Annotated in this window: 13 protein-coding genes; 10 read left to right on the top strand and 3 right to left on the bottom strand. The window is 71.2% G+C overall.

Annotated features, from left to right (window positions below; genetic code table 11):
• Positions 1–48 precede the first annotated feature (48 nt).
• Positions 49–1479, bottom strand: a complete 1431-nt coding sequence (locus tag N6H00_RS36905; protein ID WP_268976230.1) for an amidase — start codon at positions 1477–1479, stop codon at positions 49–51.
• Between the two features lie 10 nt (positions 1480–1489).
• Positions 1490–1654: a hypothetical protein gene (locus tag N6H00_RS36900; RefSeq protein ID WP_268976229.1), complete on the bottom strand. Its 165-nt coding sequence runs from the start codon at positions 1652–1654 to the stop codon at positions 1490–1492.
• A gap of 700 nt (positions 1655–2354) precedes the next feature.
• On the opposite strand from N6H00_RS36900, the gene abc-f reads away from it, so the two are divergent.
• From abc-f to N6H00_RS36880, 3 genes are all read left to right on the top strand, one after another.
• Positions 2355–3989: a ribosomal protection-like ABC-F family protein gene (gene abc-f, locus N6H00_RS36890; protein WP_268976228.1), complete on the top strand. Its 1635-nt coding sequence runs from the start codon at positions 2355–2357 to the stop codon at positions 3987–3989.
• Positions 3990–4071: 82 nt separating this feature from the next.
• Positions 4072–5682 (top strand): ABC-F family ATP-binding cassette domain-containing protein, encoded by a 1611-nt coding sequence (locus N6H00_RS36885; protein WP_268976227.1) that lies wholly within the window; start codon positions 4072–4074, stop codon positions 5680–5682.
• A 57-nt stretch (positions 5683–5739) separates the two neighbouring features.
• Complete coding sequence (locus N6H00_RS36880) at positions 5740–6306, top strand: CGNR zinc finger domain-containing protein (RefSeq protein ID WP_268976226.1); 567 nt, start codon at positions 5740–5742, stop codon at positions 6304–6306.
• Between the two features lie 18 nt (positions 6307–6324).
• Here the strand turns inward: N6H00_RS36880 and N6H00_RS36875 are convergent, their stop codons facing one another.
• A complete protein-coding gene (locus N6H00_RS36875) occupies positions 6325–7869 on the bottom strand; it encodes a helix-turn-helix domain-containing protein (RefSeq protein WP_268976225.1) in 1545 nt (514 codons plus the stop codon).
• 141 nt (positions 7870–8010) lie between these two features.
• Between N6H00_RS36875 and N6H00_RS36870 the strand changes: the two genes are divergently transcribed.
• From N6H00_RS36870 to N6H00_RS36840, 7 genes are all read left to right on the top strand, one after another.
• Positions 8011–9012, top strand: a complete 1002-nt coding sequence (locus N6H00_RS36870) for an amidohydrolase family protein (RefSeq protein WP_268976224.1) — start codon at positions 8011–8013, stop codon at positions 9010–9012.
• 1 nt (position 9013) lies between these two features.
• Positions 9014–9808: a metal-sulfur cluster assembly factor gene (locus N6H00_RS36865; protein ID WP_268976223.1), complete on the top strand. Its 795-nt coding sequence runs from the start codon at positions 9014–9016 to the stop codon at positions 9806–9808.
• Positions 9805–10830, top strand: coding sequence for an NAD(P)-dependent alcohol dehydrogenase (locus N6H00_RS36860; protein ID WP_268976222.1), 1026 nt, complete (start codon positions 9805–9807; stop codon positions 10828–10830). Before N6H00_RS36865 ends, N6H00_RS36860 begins: the two co-directional genes overlap by 4 nt.
• Before the next feature lie 216 nt (positions 10831–11046).
• Positions 11047–11379: a putative quinol monooxygenase gene (locus N6H00_RS36855; RefSeq protein ID WP_268976221.1), complete on the top strand. Its 333-nt coding sequence runs from the start codon at positions 11047–11049 to the stop codon at positions 11377–11379.
• Between the two features lie 190 nt (positions 11380–11569).
• Entirely contained in the window at positions 11570–12529 is a 960-nt protein-coding gene (locus tag N6H00_RS36850) for a carbohydrate ABC transporter permease (RefSeq protein ID WP_268976220.1), read from the top strand.
• Positions 12526–13395, top strand: coding sequence for a carbohydrate ABC transporter permease (locus tag N6H00_RS36845; RefSeq protein WP_268976219.1), 870 nt, complete (start codon positions 12526–12528; stop codon positions 13393–13395). The genes N6H00_RS36850 and N6H00_RS36845 overlap by 4 nt, the downstream gene beginning before the upstream one ends.
• Complete coding sequence (locus tag N6H00_RS36840) at positions 13392–14726, top strand: ABC transporter substrate-binding protein (RefSeq protein WP_268976218.1); 1335 nt, start codon at positions 13392–13394, stop codon at positions 14724–14726. The genes N6H00_RS36845 and N6H00_RS36840 overlap by 4 nt, the downstream gene beginning before the upstream one ends.
• Position 14727 lies beyond the last annotated feature (1 nt).

The following is a 14727-nucleotide window of genomic DNA, read 5'->3' as shown; positions in this document are numbered from 1 at the left end:
GACGTACGGGGACCACCGGCGCCCCGCCGGCCGGTGGCTGAGCGCGCGTCAGACCAGGTCGGGGTGGCGGTGCCGGACGGGACTGACCGTTTCCAGCGCGGCGGCCAGGCGCAGGATGGTGGCCTCGTCGTACCAACGGGAGACGAGCTGGACGCCGATCGGCAGGTGGCCGGCGGCGGTGGCCCCGAACGGCAACGACAGCGCCGGCAGACCGGTGAGGTTGAACGGCACGGTCGCCCGCATGATCCCGCGTGCTTCTACGGTCACGTCGCCGACCTGGAACGCCGACTGGGCGTGCGGCGGCGCGGGGATGGGGCACACCGGGCACAGCAGTACGTCGTAGCGCTCGAAGTACCCGGCGAACAGCGAGCTGAGCGCCTCCACTTGCCGCTGTGCGGCGAGGTAGTCGGCCGAGGTCACCTCGGGTGCGGTGAGCGTCCGCTGGATGACCGGGTGCACATCGGATGCGCGGCCGGCCACCACCTGCCGGAAGTACGGCACCACCTCGGCGGTGTACAGCACCGCGCTCAACGCGGTGCAGTCGATCGCCTCCAGCCCGGCCGGCGGGGCGGGCTCGACCACACAGCCCAGCTCCCGCAACGCGTCCGCGGCGGCGGAGACCGTGGCGGTCACCTCGCGCTCCACCGGGCCGAACGCGGGATCGCTCGCCCAGCCCACCCGCATCCCGGCCAGGTCCCGCGCGCCGTCCCCGTACGGCGGCGACGGCGGCGACGGTGGCGAGTGGCGTACGTACCCGTCGGCGCCATCGGGCCCGGCGAGAACCCGGAAGGCGGCCGCGATGTCCCGCACACTGCGGGCCATCGGGCCGACATGCCAGTAGCGACGGGGAACTTCGGGCCAGTGCCCGGTGATCGGTATCCGCCCCCGGGTCGCCTTCAGGGCGACGATGCCCGTGTCGTGAGCCGGGCCGCGCACCGAGATGGCCACGTCGCTGCCCAGCCCCAGCGGCGACATCCCGGCGGCGATCGCGGCCGATTCGCCACCGCTGGAGCCGCCCGGGGTCCGCTCGCCGTCCCAGGGGTTGCGGGCCCTGCCGACCAGCGGATTGTCGGTCTCGGTCCAGTAGGAGAACTCCGGCAGGTTCGTCTTGGCCAGCGGAATCCCACCGGCCGCCCGCAACCGTGCCACCGCGGTCGCGTCGGTGGTGGGAACACGATCCCGGAACAGCGTTGAGCCGCGTGTGGTCACCGCTCCCGCCACGTCCAGCGCGTCCTTCACGGTGAACGGCACACCGTGCAACGGACCCACCGCGTCACCGGCCGCCACCGCCTCGTCCGCGGCGCGTGCCGCGGCGAGTCCCTGCTCGGCCAGCACCGTCACCATGGCGTTGACCTTCGGATCGACCGCCTCGATGCGGTCCAGATGGGCCCGCATCACCTCCACCGCGGACACCTGCCGTCTGGCGATCAGCCCCGCCAGCGCGGTCGCGTCCTGGTAGTGGAGTTCGTCCTCGGCCATCGGCACTCCCTCACGCATTCAGCAGGTTCTCCGCTGTTTCGCGCAGCGTATCCCCGATGTCCCGGTGGTCATCGAGGCACCCGCTCAGCATCGCTCCGTCGCGCAGCACCATCAGCGTCCGCGCCGCGCGGTCGGGTCCGGGGTGGCCCGCGTCGCCCACGACGTCGCGCAACACAGCTCTCGCGGATGGACTCTCTCAGCGGCGCCCGACGTCATGGGCGCAGGGTACGGAATGACCCGCCCACGGCGTCCCCGTACGTGGGCACCAGCGGCTTCGTCGTGTCGACGACGAACGTCCCGCCGCGCGGCCCCAACTCCCCCGCCCCCGAACCCACTTGGCGCGACGGCGACCACACGCCGCATCCCGTCACCTATGTGATCGGTGACGAATCCTGTGCGACAGTCCTGGCACACACGGACGCCCGCGGCCCGCAGGCTGCACGGATGGCCTTACGACATCCGCACGAGGTGGACGCCGACCTGGACGCCGACACCAGTGCGACAGCGCTGCCGGCCGGTATCCAGGCGGAGTGCCGATCCTCATGTCGACGGGCCGGCTGACCCACCTGGAGGCCGCCCTGGACCAGGACATCGCTTCCCTGCGGCGCCGGACCATGGCCTGAATGGCGATGACGCGGAAGCGCCACGACACCTCGTACGGCATCCGCTTGCGCTACAGTGGCGAGTGACCTTCGCTGTGTGACGAGGAGACCAGACATGGTGGGTGACGACGACATCTCCGGGTGATACCCGGATCTGACAGGCCACCGGCCGGTGCCCAGGAGCATCGCCGTCGTGGCCGTGTAGTCGTTTCCCCTTTTCCATGTTCCGGGCGGCACGGTCCGTGTGCCCGTATCGCATTCGAGGTCTCTTTCATGTCCGACGCCTCCGTCATCTGCTCGAACCTGTCCTTCTCCTGGCCCGACGACACACCGGTCTTCGCAGACCTGTCCTTCACCGTGGGCGGCGGACGCACCGGTCTGGTGGCGCCCAACGGCTCCGGCAAGAGCACCCTGCTCAAGCTGATCGCCGGCGAACTGCGTCCCGCCACCGGGTCGGTGTCGGTGAGTGGCACGCTCGGCTACCTCCCGCAGAGCCTGCCGCTGACGGGTGATCTCACGGTGGCCGAGGTCCTGGGCGTGGCCGAGGTCATCCGGGCCCTGGACGCCGTCGAATCCGGGGACGTGAGCGAGCAGCACTTCACCACCATCGGCGACGACTGGGATATCGAGGAACGCACCCGCGCCCAGCTGGACCGGCTCGGCCTGGGCCGGCTCGCCCTCGACCGGAGCCTGAACACGCTCAGCGGCGGTCAGGTCGTCTCGCTCGGCCTGGCGGCCCAGCTGCTGAAGCGGCCCGATGTGCTGCTGCTCGACGAACCGACCAACAACCTGGACCTCGACGCACGCCACACGCTCTACGAGGTCCTGACGGACTGGACCGGCGCTCTGCTGCTGGTCAGCCACGACCGCGCGCTGCTGGACCGCATGGACCGCATCGCCGAACTCGGCCCCCGTGAACTGCGCGGTTACGGAGGGAACTTCACCGAGTACGAAGCGGCGGTGCGGGCCGAGCAGGAGGCCGCCGAACGCAACGTCCGCAACGCGGAGCAGGAGCTGAAGCGGGAGAAGCGGGAGATGCAGCAGGCGCGCGAACGCGCCGAGCGGCGCGCGAGCAACGCCGCCCGCAACCTCAAGAGCGCGGGCCTGCCCCGCATCTTCGCCGGGAACATGAAACGAGGCGCCCAGGAGGCCGCGGGGCGGGCTGGGCAGATGCACGCCGCCCGGGTCAGCGAGGCGAAGGCCCGGCTGGACGAGGCGGGACGTGCCCTGCGCGACGAACAGCGCATCACCCTGGATCTGCCGGACACCAACCTCCCGGCCGGGCGCACCGTCTTCCTCGGCGAGCGGTTGCAGGTCCGCCACGGCGAACGGCCCCTGTTCGCCGGGGAGGGCCTGGACCTGGCGATCCGCGGCCCCGAACGGATCGCCCTGACCGGTCCCAACGGCGCGGGCAAGACCACGCTGCTGCGCCTGGTCAACGGCGACCTCGAGAGGGACGGCGGGCAGGTGGCGCGGGCCGACGGGCGGATCGCCTACCTCTCGCAGCGGCTCGACCTGCTGGACCTCGACCGCACCGTGGCCGAGAACTTCGCCACGTTCGCCCCGGACAGGGCGGAGGCGGAGCGCATGAACCTGCTCGCCCGCTTCCTCTTCCGGGGTTTCCGCGCCCATCTCCCGGTCGGGGTGCTGTCCGGCGGCGAGCGGCTGCGGGCCACCCTGGCCTGCGTCCTGTGCGCCGAACCGGCCCCGCAACTGCTGCTGCTGGACGAGCCGACCAACAACCTCGACCTGGTCAGCGCGGGCCAGCTGGAGAGCGCCCTGGGCTCCTACCAGGGGGCCTTCGTGGTGGTCAGCCACGACGAGCGGTTCCTCACCCGGATCGGCGTGGACCGCTGGCTGCGGCTGGCCGACGGCGAGCTGACGGAAACCGGGGCCCCGGAGGTGTGAACCGCTGACGTGTCGACCGGGCCCGCGCCCGAGGTGTGTCACCCGGCGGGCCAAGAAAACGATCACGTTGGAGGCCACCACCATGCCCCAGCCCGCCCTGCTCGCCCATGACCTCGTCCGTACCCTCGGCACCCGCCGGGTCATCGACGGGCTCTCCCTCACCGCGTCCCCCGGTCACCGCATCGGCCTGATCGGGGAGAACGGTGTCGGCAAGTCGACCCTGCTGCGTCTGCTCGCCGGGGCGGACGAGCCCGACGCCGGGAGCGTCACGCGCCCGGCCGACCTGGGCTTCCTGCACCAGGAGATGCCGTTCGACGCCACGGCGACGATGGCCGACGTACTGGACGACGCCCTGCGCGAGGCACGCGAGGACCTCGCGGAGCTCGAGCGCCTCGCCGAGCGGCTCGCCCGCACCCCGCAGGACTCCCCCGGCTACGCCGAACTGCTCGACACCTACGGCGCGCGGCTCGAAGGCGCTCAGGAGCGACAGGCGTGGGACGCCGACCGGCGCGCCGCGATCGTGCTCGACGGGCTGGGCCTCGGCACGGTCCGGCACGACCGGTCGCTCGGCTCGCTCTCCGGCGGGCAGCGCGGCCGGCTGGCGCTGGCCGCGCTGCTGCTCCGGCGGCCTTCGGCACTGCTGCTGGACGAGCCGACCAACCACCTCGACGACAGCGCCGCCGCCTTCCTGGAGGAACAGGTGCGCGGCCTGCCCGGGGCCGTGGTGGTGGCCAGCCACGACCGGGCCTTCCTCGACGCCGTCTGTACGGATCTGATCGACCTCGACCCGGCGATGGACGGTCCGGTCCGGTACGGCGGCAACTACAGCGCCTATCTGGCCGAGAAGGAGGCGGAGCGGGCGCGCTGGGAGCGGCGGTACGCCGAGGAGCAGGAGGAACTGGCGGCACTGCGCCGGTCGGCCCAGGTCACCGCGCGGCTGGTCGCCCCGGACCGCGAGCGGCGGGACAACGAGAAGATGGGCTACGGCCACCGCGCCGGCCGGGTGCAGAGCCAGATCTCCCGGCGGGTGCGCAACGCCGCCCGCAGACTGGACGAACTGCAACGCGCCCAGATCGGTGAGCCGCCGCGGCCGCTGCGCTTCCGGCGCACCGCGCTCGCCGAAGGATCGGCGGCCGGCACCGTCGTCTCGCTGCGCGAGGTGCGGGTGCCGGGGCGGCTCGCCATCGGCCGCCTCGATGTCTCGGCGACCGAGCGGCTGCTGGTCACGGGAGGAAACGGGGCGGGCAAGTCGACCCTGCTGACCGTGCTCGCCGGGCGGCTCCCGGCGGAGGGTGAGGTACGGCGGCGGCGGGGGCTGACGGTGGAGCTGCTGGCGCAGGACACCGCCTTCGACCGACCGGACCGGACCGTCCGGGACACCTATGAGCTTTTCCTCGGCGCCGAGCGGGCGGAGGCGGTCCCGCTGACCTCACTGGGTCTGCTCCACGAGGCGGACCTGGACAAGCGGGTGGGGCGGTTGTCGGTCGGCCAGCGCCGTCGGCTCGCGCTGGCGCTCCTGGTGGCGCGCCCTCCGGAACTGCTGCTGCTCGACGAGCCCACGAACCATCTGTCGCCACGGCTGTGCGATGAACTGGAGGCCGCGTTCGGCACCGGCCCCGGTGCGATCGTCCTGGCCAGCCACGACCGCTGGCTGCGGAAGCGCTGGCAGGGCCGGGAGCTCCGGCTGCGGTGAACGCCACCGCGGCAGCCGAACCTTGCCGGCACAGCAGTCACCCGCCAGTATGGTGACGTGAGTCTGAACCATGTCTTCGTCTGCGGAAACCCGGCCCTCGACTTCGCCGCGACGCTGCGCGCGCGCCGCTCGGCGCGGTTCGAGATGTTCGTGACACCGGACAGGCTGGACGCGTGGTACGTGGAATCGGGCATCGTCGATGTGGTGTCGTCGCCCAGCCGGCAGGCCGACGTCGAGCGGGCGACGACCGTGCGGGAGGCCATCTACCAGTTGGTGACCGCGCGCCGCCTCGGGGAGGAGTACGACGACGAGGCGCTCACCGTGGTGAACGACGCGGCCCGCGAGCCTTCGGCGGTGCCCCGGCTCACTCGCTCCGGGCGCCGGACGGAAGCGACGCCGGACGAAGCGCTGTCGGTGGTGGCGCGCCATGCCGTCGAGGTGCTGAGCGGGCCGGACGTGCCGCTGCTCAAGGAGTGCGGCAACCCCGAGTGCACCCGCGTCTACATCGACCGCTCGCGCGGCATGCGCCGGCAGTGGTGCGGTATGGAGTCCTGCGGCAACAAGATCAAGGCAGCCGCCTACCGCGCCCGCAAGAAGGGCACACCCGCCGTGGCACCCCACTGACCCGCGGCGGTCCCGTCCTCATGAGCGGGTGCGTGGTGTGCGGCCCGGCATTTTGATGTCGTACCGCGCCATCTTGCGGTAGATGGTCGCGCGGCTCATGCCGAGTTTGTCCGCCGCTCGTGCCATGGTCGTCCCGGGCTCGGTCAGACAGCGCACGATCTCCTCCCGTTCGAGGGCCTCGATGCGGCTCAGCCGCCGTCCCGGACTCGCGAAGATCTCGCTCGAGAGATGCCTGAGGTCCACCACGTCCGTACGCGACGCCGCGTCGCGCACCACGCGCTGTAGTTGCTTCACGTTCTCCGGCCAGTGGTAGTCGGCCAGGGCGCGGGCCGCCGCCGCGGAGAAGGTGACCGGGCGGCTCCGGTGCTGGTGTGCGAAGTGGTGGGCGAGCGGGAGGACGTCGTCGGGGCGCCATCGCAGTGCGGGGGCCTCCACCACGGCGCCGACCAGGACACGCAGGGGCTCGGGGATGCTCGAATAGTCCTCGGCCGTGATGACGGACGGTTGCAGAGCCCGTCGGCCCGTCTCCGTGTGCGTACGGGGCGCGGTGGTGAGCAGCCGCGCCAGTTCCTCGGCCACCCACGCGGGGAGCGTGTCCACGCCGGCGGTGATCACACAGGTGTCGTCCTTGGCCAGTTCGGGGGCCCAGAGGGTCAGCCAGAAGTCGACGTCCGTGGCGGCCGGCGGACGGGCGCACAGCAGGCGCTCCCGTGGCTTGATCTCCCGCCGGGCGATCGAGGCGAGGGCCGCCTTGCCCGCGCCCGGCTCACCGACGACGGCCAGGAGCCGCCCCTGGGTCATCGCCGCCCGCGCCTCCGCGACCGCGTCCATCCAGCGGGAGGACAGCAGCGGCGTCTCGCTGCCGTGCCGGGCACGTCCCGGGTACACCTGGAACACCTCGCCGCGCGGGGCCGGGCGGGCCCTTCTGCCGCTGCCGCGGGCCAGCATGAGGGCCGTGGTGTTCCCGGCCGCGGCCTGCGCGAGGGCCAGCAGCAGCGCCGAGGAGGAGTCGGACCAGGTGGTGAGGTTGACGCTGCCGGCGAGGTCGCCGGTGATCGGGTCGAGGACCGGTACCGCGGCGCAGGTGTATCCGCGCAGGCTCGTGCAGTAGTGCTCATCGGCCCGTACCAGCGTCGGCGCCCGGTCGGCCAGGGCGAGCCCGAGCCCGTTGGTGCCGGCGTTGCTCTCGGCGAAGTAGAAGCCGGGTGCCAGATTGACCCGGTCCAGCGACCGGTTGATCGAGGGATCGTCGCACAGTCTGCACAGCACCAGCCCGTCACTGCTGGTGATCATCATGCTGACCGGTTCGTCGGCGAGGGTGGCGCGCAGCCCTTGCAGCACCTCGTGGCCGCATTCGTACAGCAGCGATTCGGTGTCCACCGAGCCCGTGAACACCGGCTGCATCTCCTCCGGCGTCACCCCGTACCGCCTGCTGCGCTGCCATGAGGCGCGCAGGCGGGGTGCCAGGACGGCTGCTTCGCCGTCCGTCGCCCCGTACGGCGGGAGTGGTGCCGGGTTGCCGTGATGGTCCACCGCGACCTCCATGAAGAGCCCGTGCGTCAACAGGCGGTCAGGCTACTGCGGGGACCGCCACGTGCCCCCGGTCGGTTGTCTCAAAGTGAGACAACCGACGGCTCCCCGGTGAACACCGACCTGCCTAACGTCACCTTCCAAGACACGGTCATCACCGGGACGGAGACCGATATGTACAGCAAGGACGGCGAGAACTACTTCATCGTGGACGCGCATATCGCATTGTGGGACGCGCGCCCCGAGAACCAGCTCAACATTCACGGCAAGCAGTTCATCGACTGCTTCTACGACTACCACCAGAACCTCAGCCCGGCATCGGAGAAGTGGCCGTACGAGGAATACCTCTACCAGGGCGGCGAGCGGCTGATGAAGGACCTCTTCATCGACGGATACGTCGACCACGCCATTTTCCAGCCGGCCCGTCTCGGGGCGTTCTACCGCAACGGTTTCGGGCAGACCGAGGAAGCCTTCGCGCTGGCCCGGCGCCACCCCGACAAGCTGACCTACAACCACTACTGGGACCCGCGCTTCGAGCAGGCGGGGCTGGACCAGCTCCGGCGGGACGCCGAGCGGTTCCAGCTCAAGGGCGCCAAGCTCTACACGGCCGAATGGCACGGCGACTCGCGCGGGTACAAACTGGACGATCCGTGGTCCTACCGGTACCTGGAGGCGGCCCAGGAGATGGGCATCAAGAACATCCACATCCACAAGGGACCGACGATCCGGCCCCTGGACCGGGACGCGTTCGACGTCGCGGACGTGGACAAGGTCGCCACGCAATTCCCGGACATGAATTTCGTCGTCGAGCACTGCGGGCTGCCCCGGCTCGAGGACTTCTGCTGGATCGCCACCCAGGAGCCGAATGTGCACGCGGGCCTGGCGGTCGCCATCCCCTTCATCCACACCCGCCCGCGGTATTTCGCGCAGATCATCGGCGAGCTGCTGTACTGGCTGGACGAGAACCGTATCCAGTTCTCCAGCGACTACGCGCTGTGGACGCCCAAGTGGCTGATCGAGCGGTTCGTCGACTTCCAGATACCGGAGGACATGCAGGGCGAGTACCCGCCGATCACGGTGGCCCAGAAGAAGAAGATCCTCGGGCTGAACGCGGCGGCGATGTACGACATCGAGGTGCCCGCCGAGTACACCGTGGCCCAGCCGGCGGGGGTCTGAGATGGCCGCCCGTCCACTGGCCCAGGAGGTGTCCGCCCCGCCACTGGTCCAACAGGCCAGGAAGGCGCTCGACACCGTCTTCGATCCCGAGCTGGACGAACCGATCACCGATCTCGGTTTCGTCCGGTCCATCGACGTCGACGCCGACCGCCGGCTGACGGTGCGCCTGCGGCTGCCGACCTCGTTCTGCTCCCCGAACTTCGCCTACCTCATGGCGTCCGACGCCAAGGACGCCCTGGCGGCCCTGCCGGGCGTCGAGGCGGTCACGGTGCTGCTCGACGACCACCATGACTCGGACCTGATCAACCGCGGGCTGGCCGCCGACGCCGACTACCGGGGCACGTTCGGCGCGGAGGCCGAGGAGAGCCTGGACGAGCTGCGGCTGATCTTCCGGCGCAAGGCCCATACCGCGGCGATGGAGCGGGTCCTCACCTCGCTGCTGCGGCAGGACCCCGCCCTCACCGAGGAGAAGCTGCACGAGGTGGTGCTCGGCGACCTCCCCGACATGGCGACGACGCACGCGCTGCTGCGCCGGCGCGCGGCGCTCGGCCTCGGTGTGGCACCGTCCGACCTGGTCCTGGTGGACGAGCACGGGCACCCCTGGCCGCCGGATGAGATCCCGCTGCGCCTGCGGTTCGCCCGCTCGGTCCGCGTCTCGATCGACGGCAACGCGCACTTCTGCCGCGGGCTGCTGCGCACCCGCTATCCGGAGTCCGCGGCCGACCAGTCCCCCCGGGCGGTGGACGCCACCGATCCCACCTGTGTCCCCTCCCCTTCGAAGGAGCGCGTCTCGTGAAAGCAGTCCAGGTCGTGGGGTACGGCCGGAACCTGGAGATGGCCGACGTACCGGCCCCCTCGGTCACCGGCCCGTACGACGTGATCGTCAAGATCGGCGGGGCGGGCGTGTGCCGCACCGACCTCCACATCCTCGAGGGACAGTGGGCCGAGAAGTCCGGGGTGACGCTGCCCTACACGATCGGGCACGAGAACGCCGGCTGGGTGCACGCGGTCGGCAGCGCCGTCACCAACGTGGCCGAGGGCGACAAGGTCATCGTCCACCCGCTGGTCACCTGTGGGCTGTGCCGGGCGTGCCGGTCCGGCGACGACGTCCACTGCGAGCAGAGCCTCTTCCCCGGCATCGACACCGCCGGCGGCTACGCCGAGTACCTGAAGACCTCCGCCCGCAGTGTCGTCCGCATCGACGACTCCCTGGAGCCGGCCGATGTGGCGGCGCTGGCCGACGCGGGGCTGACCGCGTACCACGCGGTGGCCAAGGCCGCCCGGAAGCTGCGGCCGGGCGACCGCTGCGTGATCATCGGCGCCGGCGGGCTCGGTCACATCGGGGTGCAGGCGCTGAGGGCGATCACGGCCGCCGAGATCATCGTGGTCGACCGCAACCCCGACGCGGTGAAGCTGGCCGCCTCCCTCGGCGCCGACCATGGTGTCGTCGCCGCTGGGCAGCAGGTGCCCGAGGTGCTCGAGCTGACCGGCGGCCAGGGAGCCGAGGTCGTGATCGACTTCGTGGGCGAGGGCGGAGCGACCCGGGACGGTGTGCGGATGCTGCGCCGCGCGGGCGACTACCACGTGGTCGGATACGGCGAGAACATCGACGTACCGACGATCGACATCATCTCCACCGAGATCAACTTCATCGGCAACCTCGTCGGCTCCTACAACGATCTGTGCGAGCTGATGGTGCTCGCCGCCCAGGGACGGGTCCGGCTGCACACCAGCGTGTACCCGCTCGAGCGGTTCCAGGACGCCCTGGACGACCTCGACGCCGGCCGGGTCCGCGGACGCGCGATCCTCGTTCCCTGACCCGGCCCGGCGGTCCGCCGCGCTGATGAGTGGCGGGTGGCCCACGCGGAGCGGCCGCGGTCATCATGGGGCCCGAGCGAGGGCGACGGCCCCATGATGACCGCCTGTCCGTCCCCCCGAAGCGACCCACCCGGCCGACCCACCCGGCCGACCGACCCGCCCGACCGGGCACAACCGAACCGACGAGCCTGACAAGACCTACCCACCGGGAGCATCATGATCTTCATCACCGCCAAGTTCCGCGTCCTGCCCGAGCACGCGGACGCCTGGCCCGAGATCACCCGCGAGTTCACCCGCGCGACCCGCGACGAGCCGGGGTGCCTGTGGTTCGACTGGTCCCGCAGCATCGACGACCCCACCGAGTACGTGCTGACCGAGGCGTTCCGCGACGACGAGGCCGGGGCGGCGCACGTCCAGTCCGACCACTTCACCACGGCACGGCGGACGCTGCCTCCCCACCTCGTGGAGACGCCCCGGATCGTCAATGTGACTGTGGACCAGGACGACTGGTCCCGCCTCGGGGAGATGGCCGTACCGCAGCAGGACTGAGGCGGACCGGCCGGACCGCCCCCGGCGCGGGGTGGCCGGCGTCACCGCGCGGACGGGGTGGGCACGGCCCCGTCCGCGCGGCCGCCCACCGGAAGGCGCACGGCCCGTGAGCCGCGTCACGTGTCCGGTCCGTTGACGGCGCCTCGGGTGACCGCCACGATACTGGGCGATCACCGACCACGAGGTTCACATGAGTCTCACCGCTTCCCGGGCCGACGACGTCCCGGGTGGCCGCGGAACCCCACCGCCCCGCACCGCCGCCCAGCGCAGGCGGGCGCTCGGCCTGGACCGGGGCACGTGGTTCCTGTTGCTTCCCGCGCTGATCCCCGTCCTGGTGCTCAGCGTGGGACCCCTGCTGTACGGCGTCGCGCTCGCCTTCACCGACGCGCAGAGCGGCCGCACCACCCCCACCCGGTTCATCGGCCTGGCCAACCTTTCCGACCTGCGGTTCGACTCCCTGTTCTGGGACTCCTTCACCATCGGCCTGACCTGGGCCGTCTGCGTGACCGTGCTCCAGTTCGCGCTGGCCCTCGGCCTGGCGCTGCTGCTCGACCAGAACCTCCGGCTGCGCTGGCTGGCCCGGACCCTGGCGCTCGTGCCGTGGGCCATGCCCGAGGTCGTCGTCGGCATCATGTGGCGCCTGGTCTACCACTCCGACGCGGGCATCCTGAACGACACGCTCACCCGGACCGGCCTCCTCCACGAGAACGTCGACTGGCTGGCCGACCTGTCCTACGCCCTGCCGGCGGTCATCGTGGTCGGTGTGTGGGCGGGCATGCCCCAGACGACCGTGGTGCTGCTGGCCGGTCTCCAGAACGTCCCGCGTGAACTGCGTGAGGCGGCGCACCTGGACGGTGCGGGCATCTGGCGCCGCTTCACCACCGTCACCTGGCCGGCGCTCAGGCCCGTGGTGGTGTCGATCACCGCGCTCAACTTCATCTGGAACATCAACTCCTTCGGCCTGGTGTACGTCCTCACCCAGGGCGGGCCGGGCGGACAGACCCGGCTCCCGATGCTGTTCGCCTACGAAGAGGCGTTCACCTACGGCCAGTTCGGGTACGCCGCGGCCATGGGACTGGTCATGGTCGCCGTGATCGCGGTCCTGCTCACCCTGTTCCTGCGCAAGAAGCTGACGGAGGACGCGGTATGACCGGTGCCTCCTCGCCCACCCCCGCCAAGGTGCGCGCGCTGCGCATCGCGGGCGGCGCCGGTCAGTACCTGGCCCTCGGCTGCTATCTGGTCTTCCTGGCCTTTCCGTTGCTGTGGCTGGTGTCGACGTCGTTCAAATCGACGCGGGAGCTGGGCTCCTTGCACCCCAGCTGGCTGCCGGAGGACCCCAGTTGGGACAACTACCGGGCCGCGTTCGAGGCCCAGCCGCTGCTGCACGCCGCGCTCAACAGCCTGGTGGTGGCGGCCACCGCCGCGCTGGTCTCGGTCGCGACAGCGGTGCCCGCCGCGTACGCGATGGCGCGCCACCGGTCGTGGGCCAGCCGGGTGGGCACGGTCTGGATCCTGGTCAGCCAGATGTTCCCGTTCATCCTGGTGATCATCCCGCTGTTCCTGGTGCTGAAGAACCTGCACATGATCGACAGCATCGCCGGCCTCATCGTCGTGTACGTGGTGTGGAACCTGCCCTTCTCCCTCTGGATGCTCCAGGGGTACATCAAGGCGGTGCCGCGCTCGCTGGAGGAGGCGGCCGCGGTGGACGGGGCCGGCCGCCTGCGCACGCTGGGCAGCGTGGTGCTGCCCCTGCTCGCCCCCGGTCTGGTGGCCACGCTCATGTTCTCCTTCGTCACCGCCTGGAACGAGTTCTTCTTCGCCCTCGTCCTCCTCAAGTCACCGGAGAACCAGACCATGTCCGTGGTCCTCACCCACTTCCTGGGCACCGAGGGAGTCGCGGACCTCGGTCCCCTGGCCGCCGCCTCGGTCCTCGCCACCCTCCCCAGCCTGGTGTTCTTCGCACTGCTCCAGCGCCGGCTGGTGGGTGGCATGCTCGCCGGGGCGGTGAAGGCATGACAGGTGCGAAGAGAGCGCCGCGGGCGGTCCTTCCGGGTGTGGCCGCCATCGTCTCCCTCAGCCTCCTGGCCGGCTGCGGGGGCGCCTCCCCGGACAGCGCCGATGGCAAGGTCACGCTCGAATTCCTCAGCCTCGCCTGGCAGAAGCAGTCCGTCGATGCCAACAAGCGACTGGTACGGCAGTGGAACCAGGCCCACCCCGATGTCCGGGTCCGGTACGTCCAGGGCAGCTGGACCACCGTCCACGACCAGTTGCTGACCTCCTTCGAGGGCGGTGAGGCGCCGGACATCATCCACGACGACGCCACCGACCTCACCGACTTCGCGTCCGGCGGCTACCTCACCGACCTGACCCCCTACCTGCCGGAGGAACTGCGCGCCGACATCCCCCGGGCCGCCTGGCAGACCACGACGTACCAGGGGGGCGTCTACGGCGTCCCGTTCCTCCAGGAGCCCCGCGTCCTGATCGCCAACACCGCGCTGCTCCGGCAGGCGGACGTCCGCATCCCCACGGCCCGGCACCCCTGGACGTGGGCCGAGTTCGAGACGGTGAGCAAGGAGCTGACGCGCGACCGGAACCACGACGGCAGAACCGACACCTACGGAGTGGCCTGGTCCCTGAAGGAGCCGGTCACCCAGTCCATGAACCTGTCCCTGTCCACCGGCGGCAAGGTCTTCGTCAAGGGCCCGGACGGCAAGAACCGGCTCCGTTTCGGCGCGGCCGAATCGGCCGTACCGCGGCTCATCCAGCGGCAGGTCAACGAGGACCGCACCGCGCCCACCACGGGCCTGGGCATGGCGGGCGCGGACACCCTGCCCGGCTTCTTCGCCGGCCGCTACGCCATGCTGCCGCTCAACTTCTCCTACCGGCAGCAAGTGCGGCAACAGGCGCCCGACGGCTTCGACTGGACGGTCCTGCCCATGCCGAGCGGCGGCGGCGCGGACGGCCTCGCCCAGGGCGTCGCGCCGCAGACGCTCTCGGTCGCGCGGGACAGCGGCCACAAGCAGGCCGCCGTGGACTTCATCGCCTTCCTCAACCGGGCCGACCACCAGGCCGGCCTCGCCCGCGGCGACTGGCTGTTGCCCACGAGTACGCGGGCGCTGAAGGACCCGGCCATCAACGCCCACCGGTACGGCTGGAAGACGGGCGTCGACGTCGCGGCCGCCCTGCGCCCGTCCCCGGCGCTCGGGATCCGCGGCTACGCCGAGTGGAAGGACAAGGTCGCCACCCCGGCCTATCAGGAGTTCTACAACGGTGCCTTCGGCGTCGGCGAACTGCGTGACCGCCTCGTCGGCGACGGCCGGCGGATCCTCGACCGCTACCAGCGCTGAC

Source organism: Streptomyces sp. S465, assembly GCF_026898115.1.
GTDB classification, from domain to species: domain Bacteria; phylum Actinomycetota; class Actinomycetes; order Streptomycetales; family Streptomycetaceae; genus Streptomyces; species Streptomyces luomodiensis.
The sequence above is the reverse complement of the archived record's forward strand: the minus strand, read 5'-3'. Positions and strand labels throughout refer to the sequence as shown.

Bases quoted from the DNA above. Each gene is read 5' to 3' on its own strand.
- N6H00_RS36905 (WP_268976230.1), bottom strand. From the start codon at position 1,479: ATGGCCGAGGACGAACTCCACTACCAGGACGCGACCGCGCTGGCGGGG.
- N6H00_RS36855 (WP_268976221.1), top strand. From the start codon at position 11,047: ATGATCTTCATCACCGCCAAGTTCCGCGTCCTGCCCGAGCACGCGGAC.
- N6H00_RS36870 (WP_268976224.1), top strand. From the start codon at position 8,011: ATGTACAGCAAGGACGGCGAGAACTACTTCATCGTGGACGCGCATATC.
- N6H00_RS36885 (WP_268976227.1), top strand. From the start codon at position 4,072: ATGCCCCAGCCCGCCCTGCTCGCCCATGACCTCGTCCGTACCCTCGGC.
- N6H00_RS36840 (WP_268976218.1), top strand. From the start codon at position 13,392: ATGACAGGTGCGAAGAGAGCGCCGCGGGCGGTCCTTCCGGGTGTGGCC.
- N6H00_RS36865 (WP_268976223.1), top strand. From the start codon at position 9,014: ATGGCCGCCCGTCCACTGGCCCAGGAGGTGTCCGCCCCGCCACTGGTC.
- N6H00_RS36850 (WP_268976220.1), top strand. From the start codon at position 11,570: ATGAGTCTCACCGCTTCCCGGGCCGACGACGTCCCGGGTGGCCGCGGA.
- abc-f (WP_268976228.1), top strand. From the start codon at position 2,355: ATGTCCGACGCCTCCGTCATCTGCTCGAACCTGTCCTTCTCCTGGCCC.
- N6H00_RS36845 (WP_268976219.1), top strand. From the start codon at position 12,526: ATGACCGGTGCCTCCTCGCCCACCCCCGCCAAGGTGCGCGCGCTGCGC.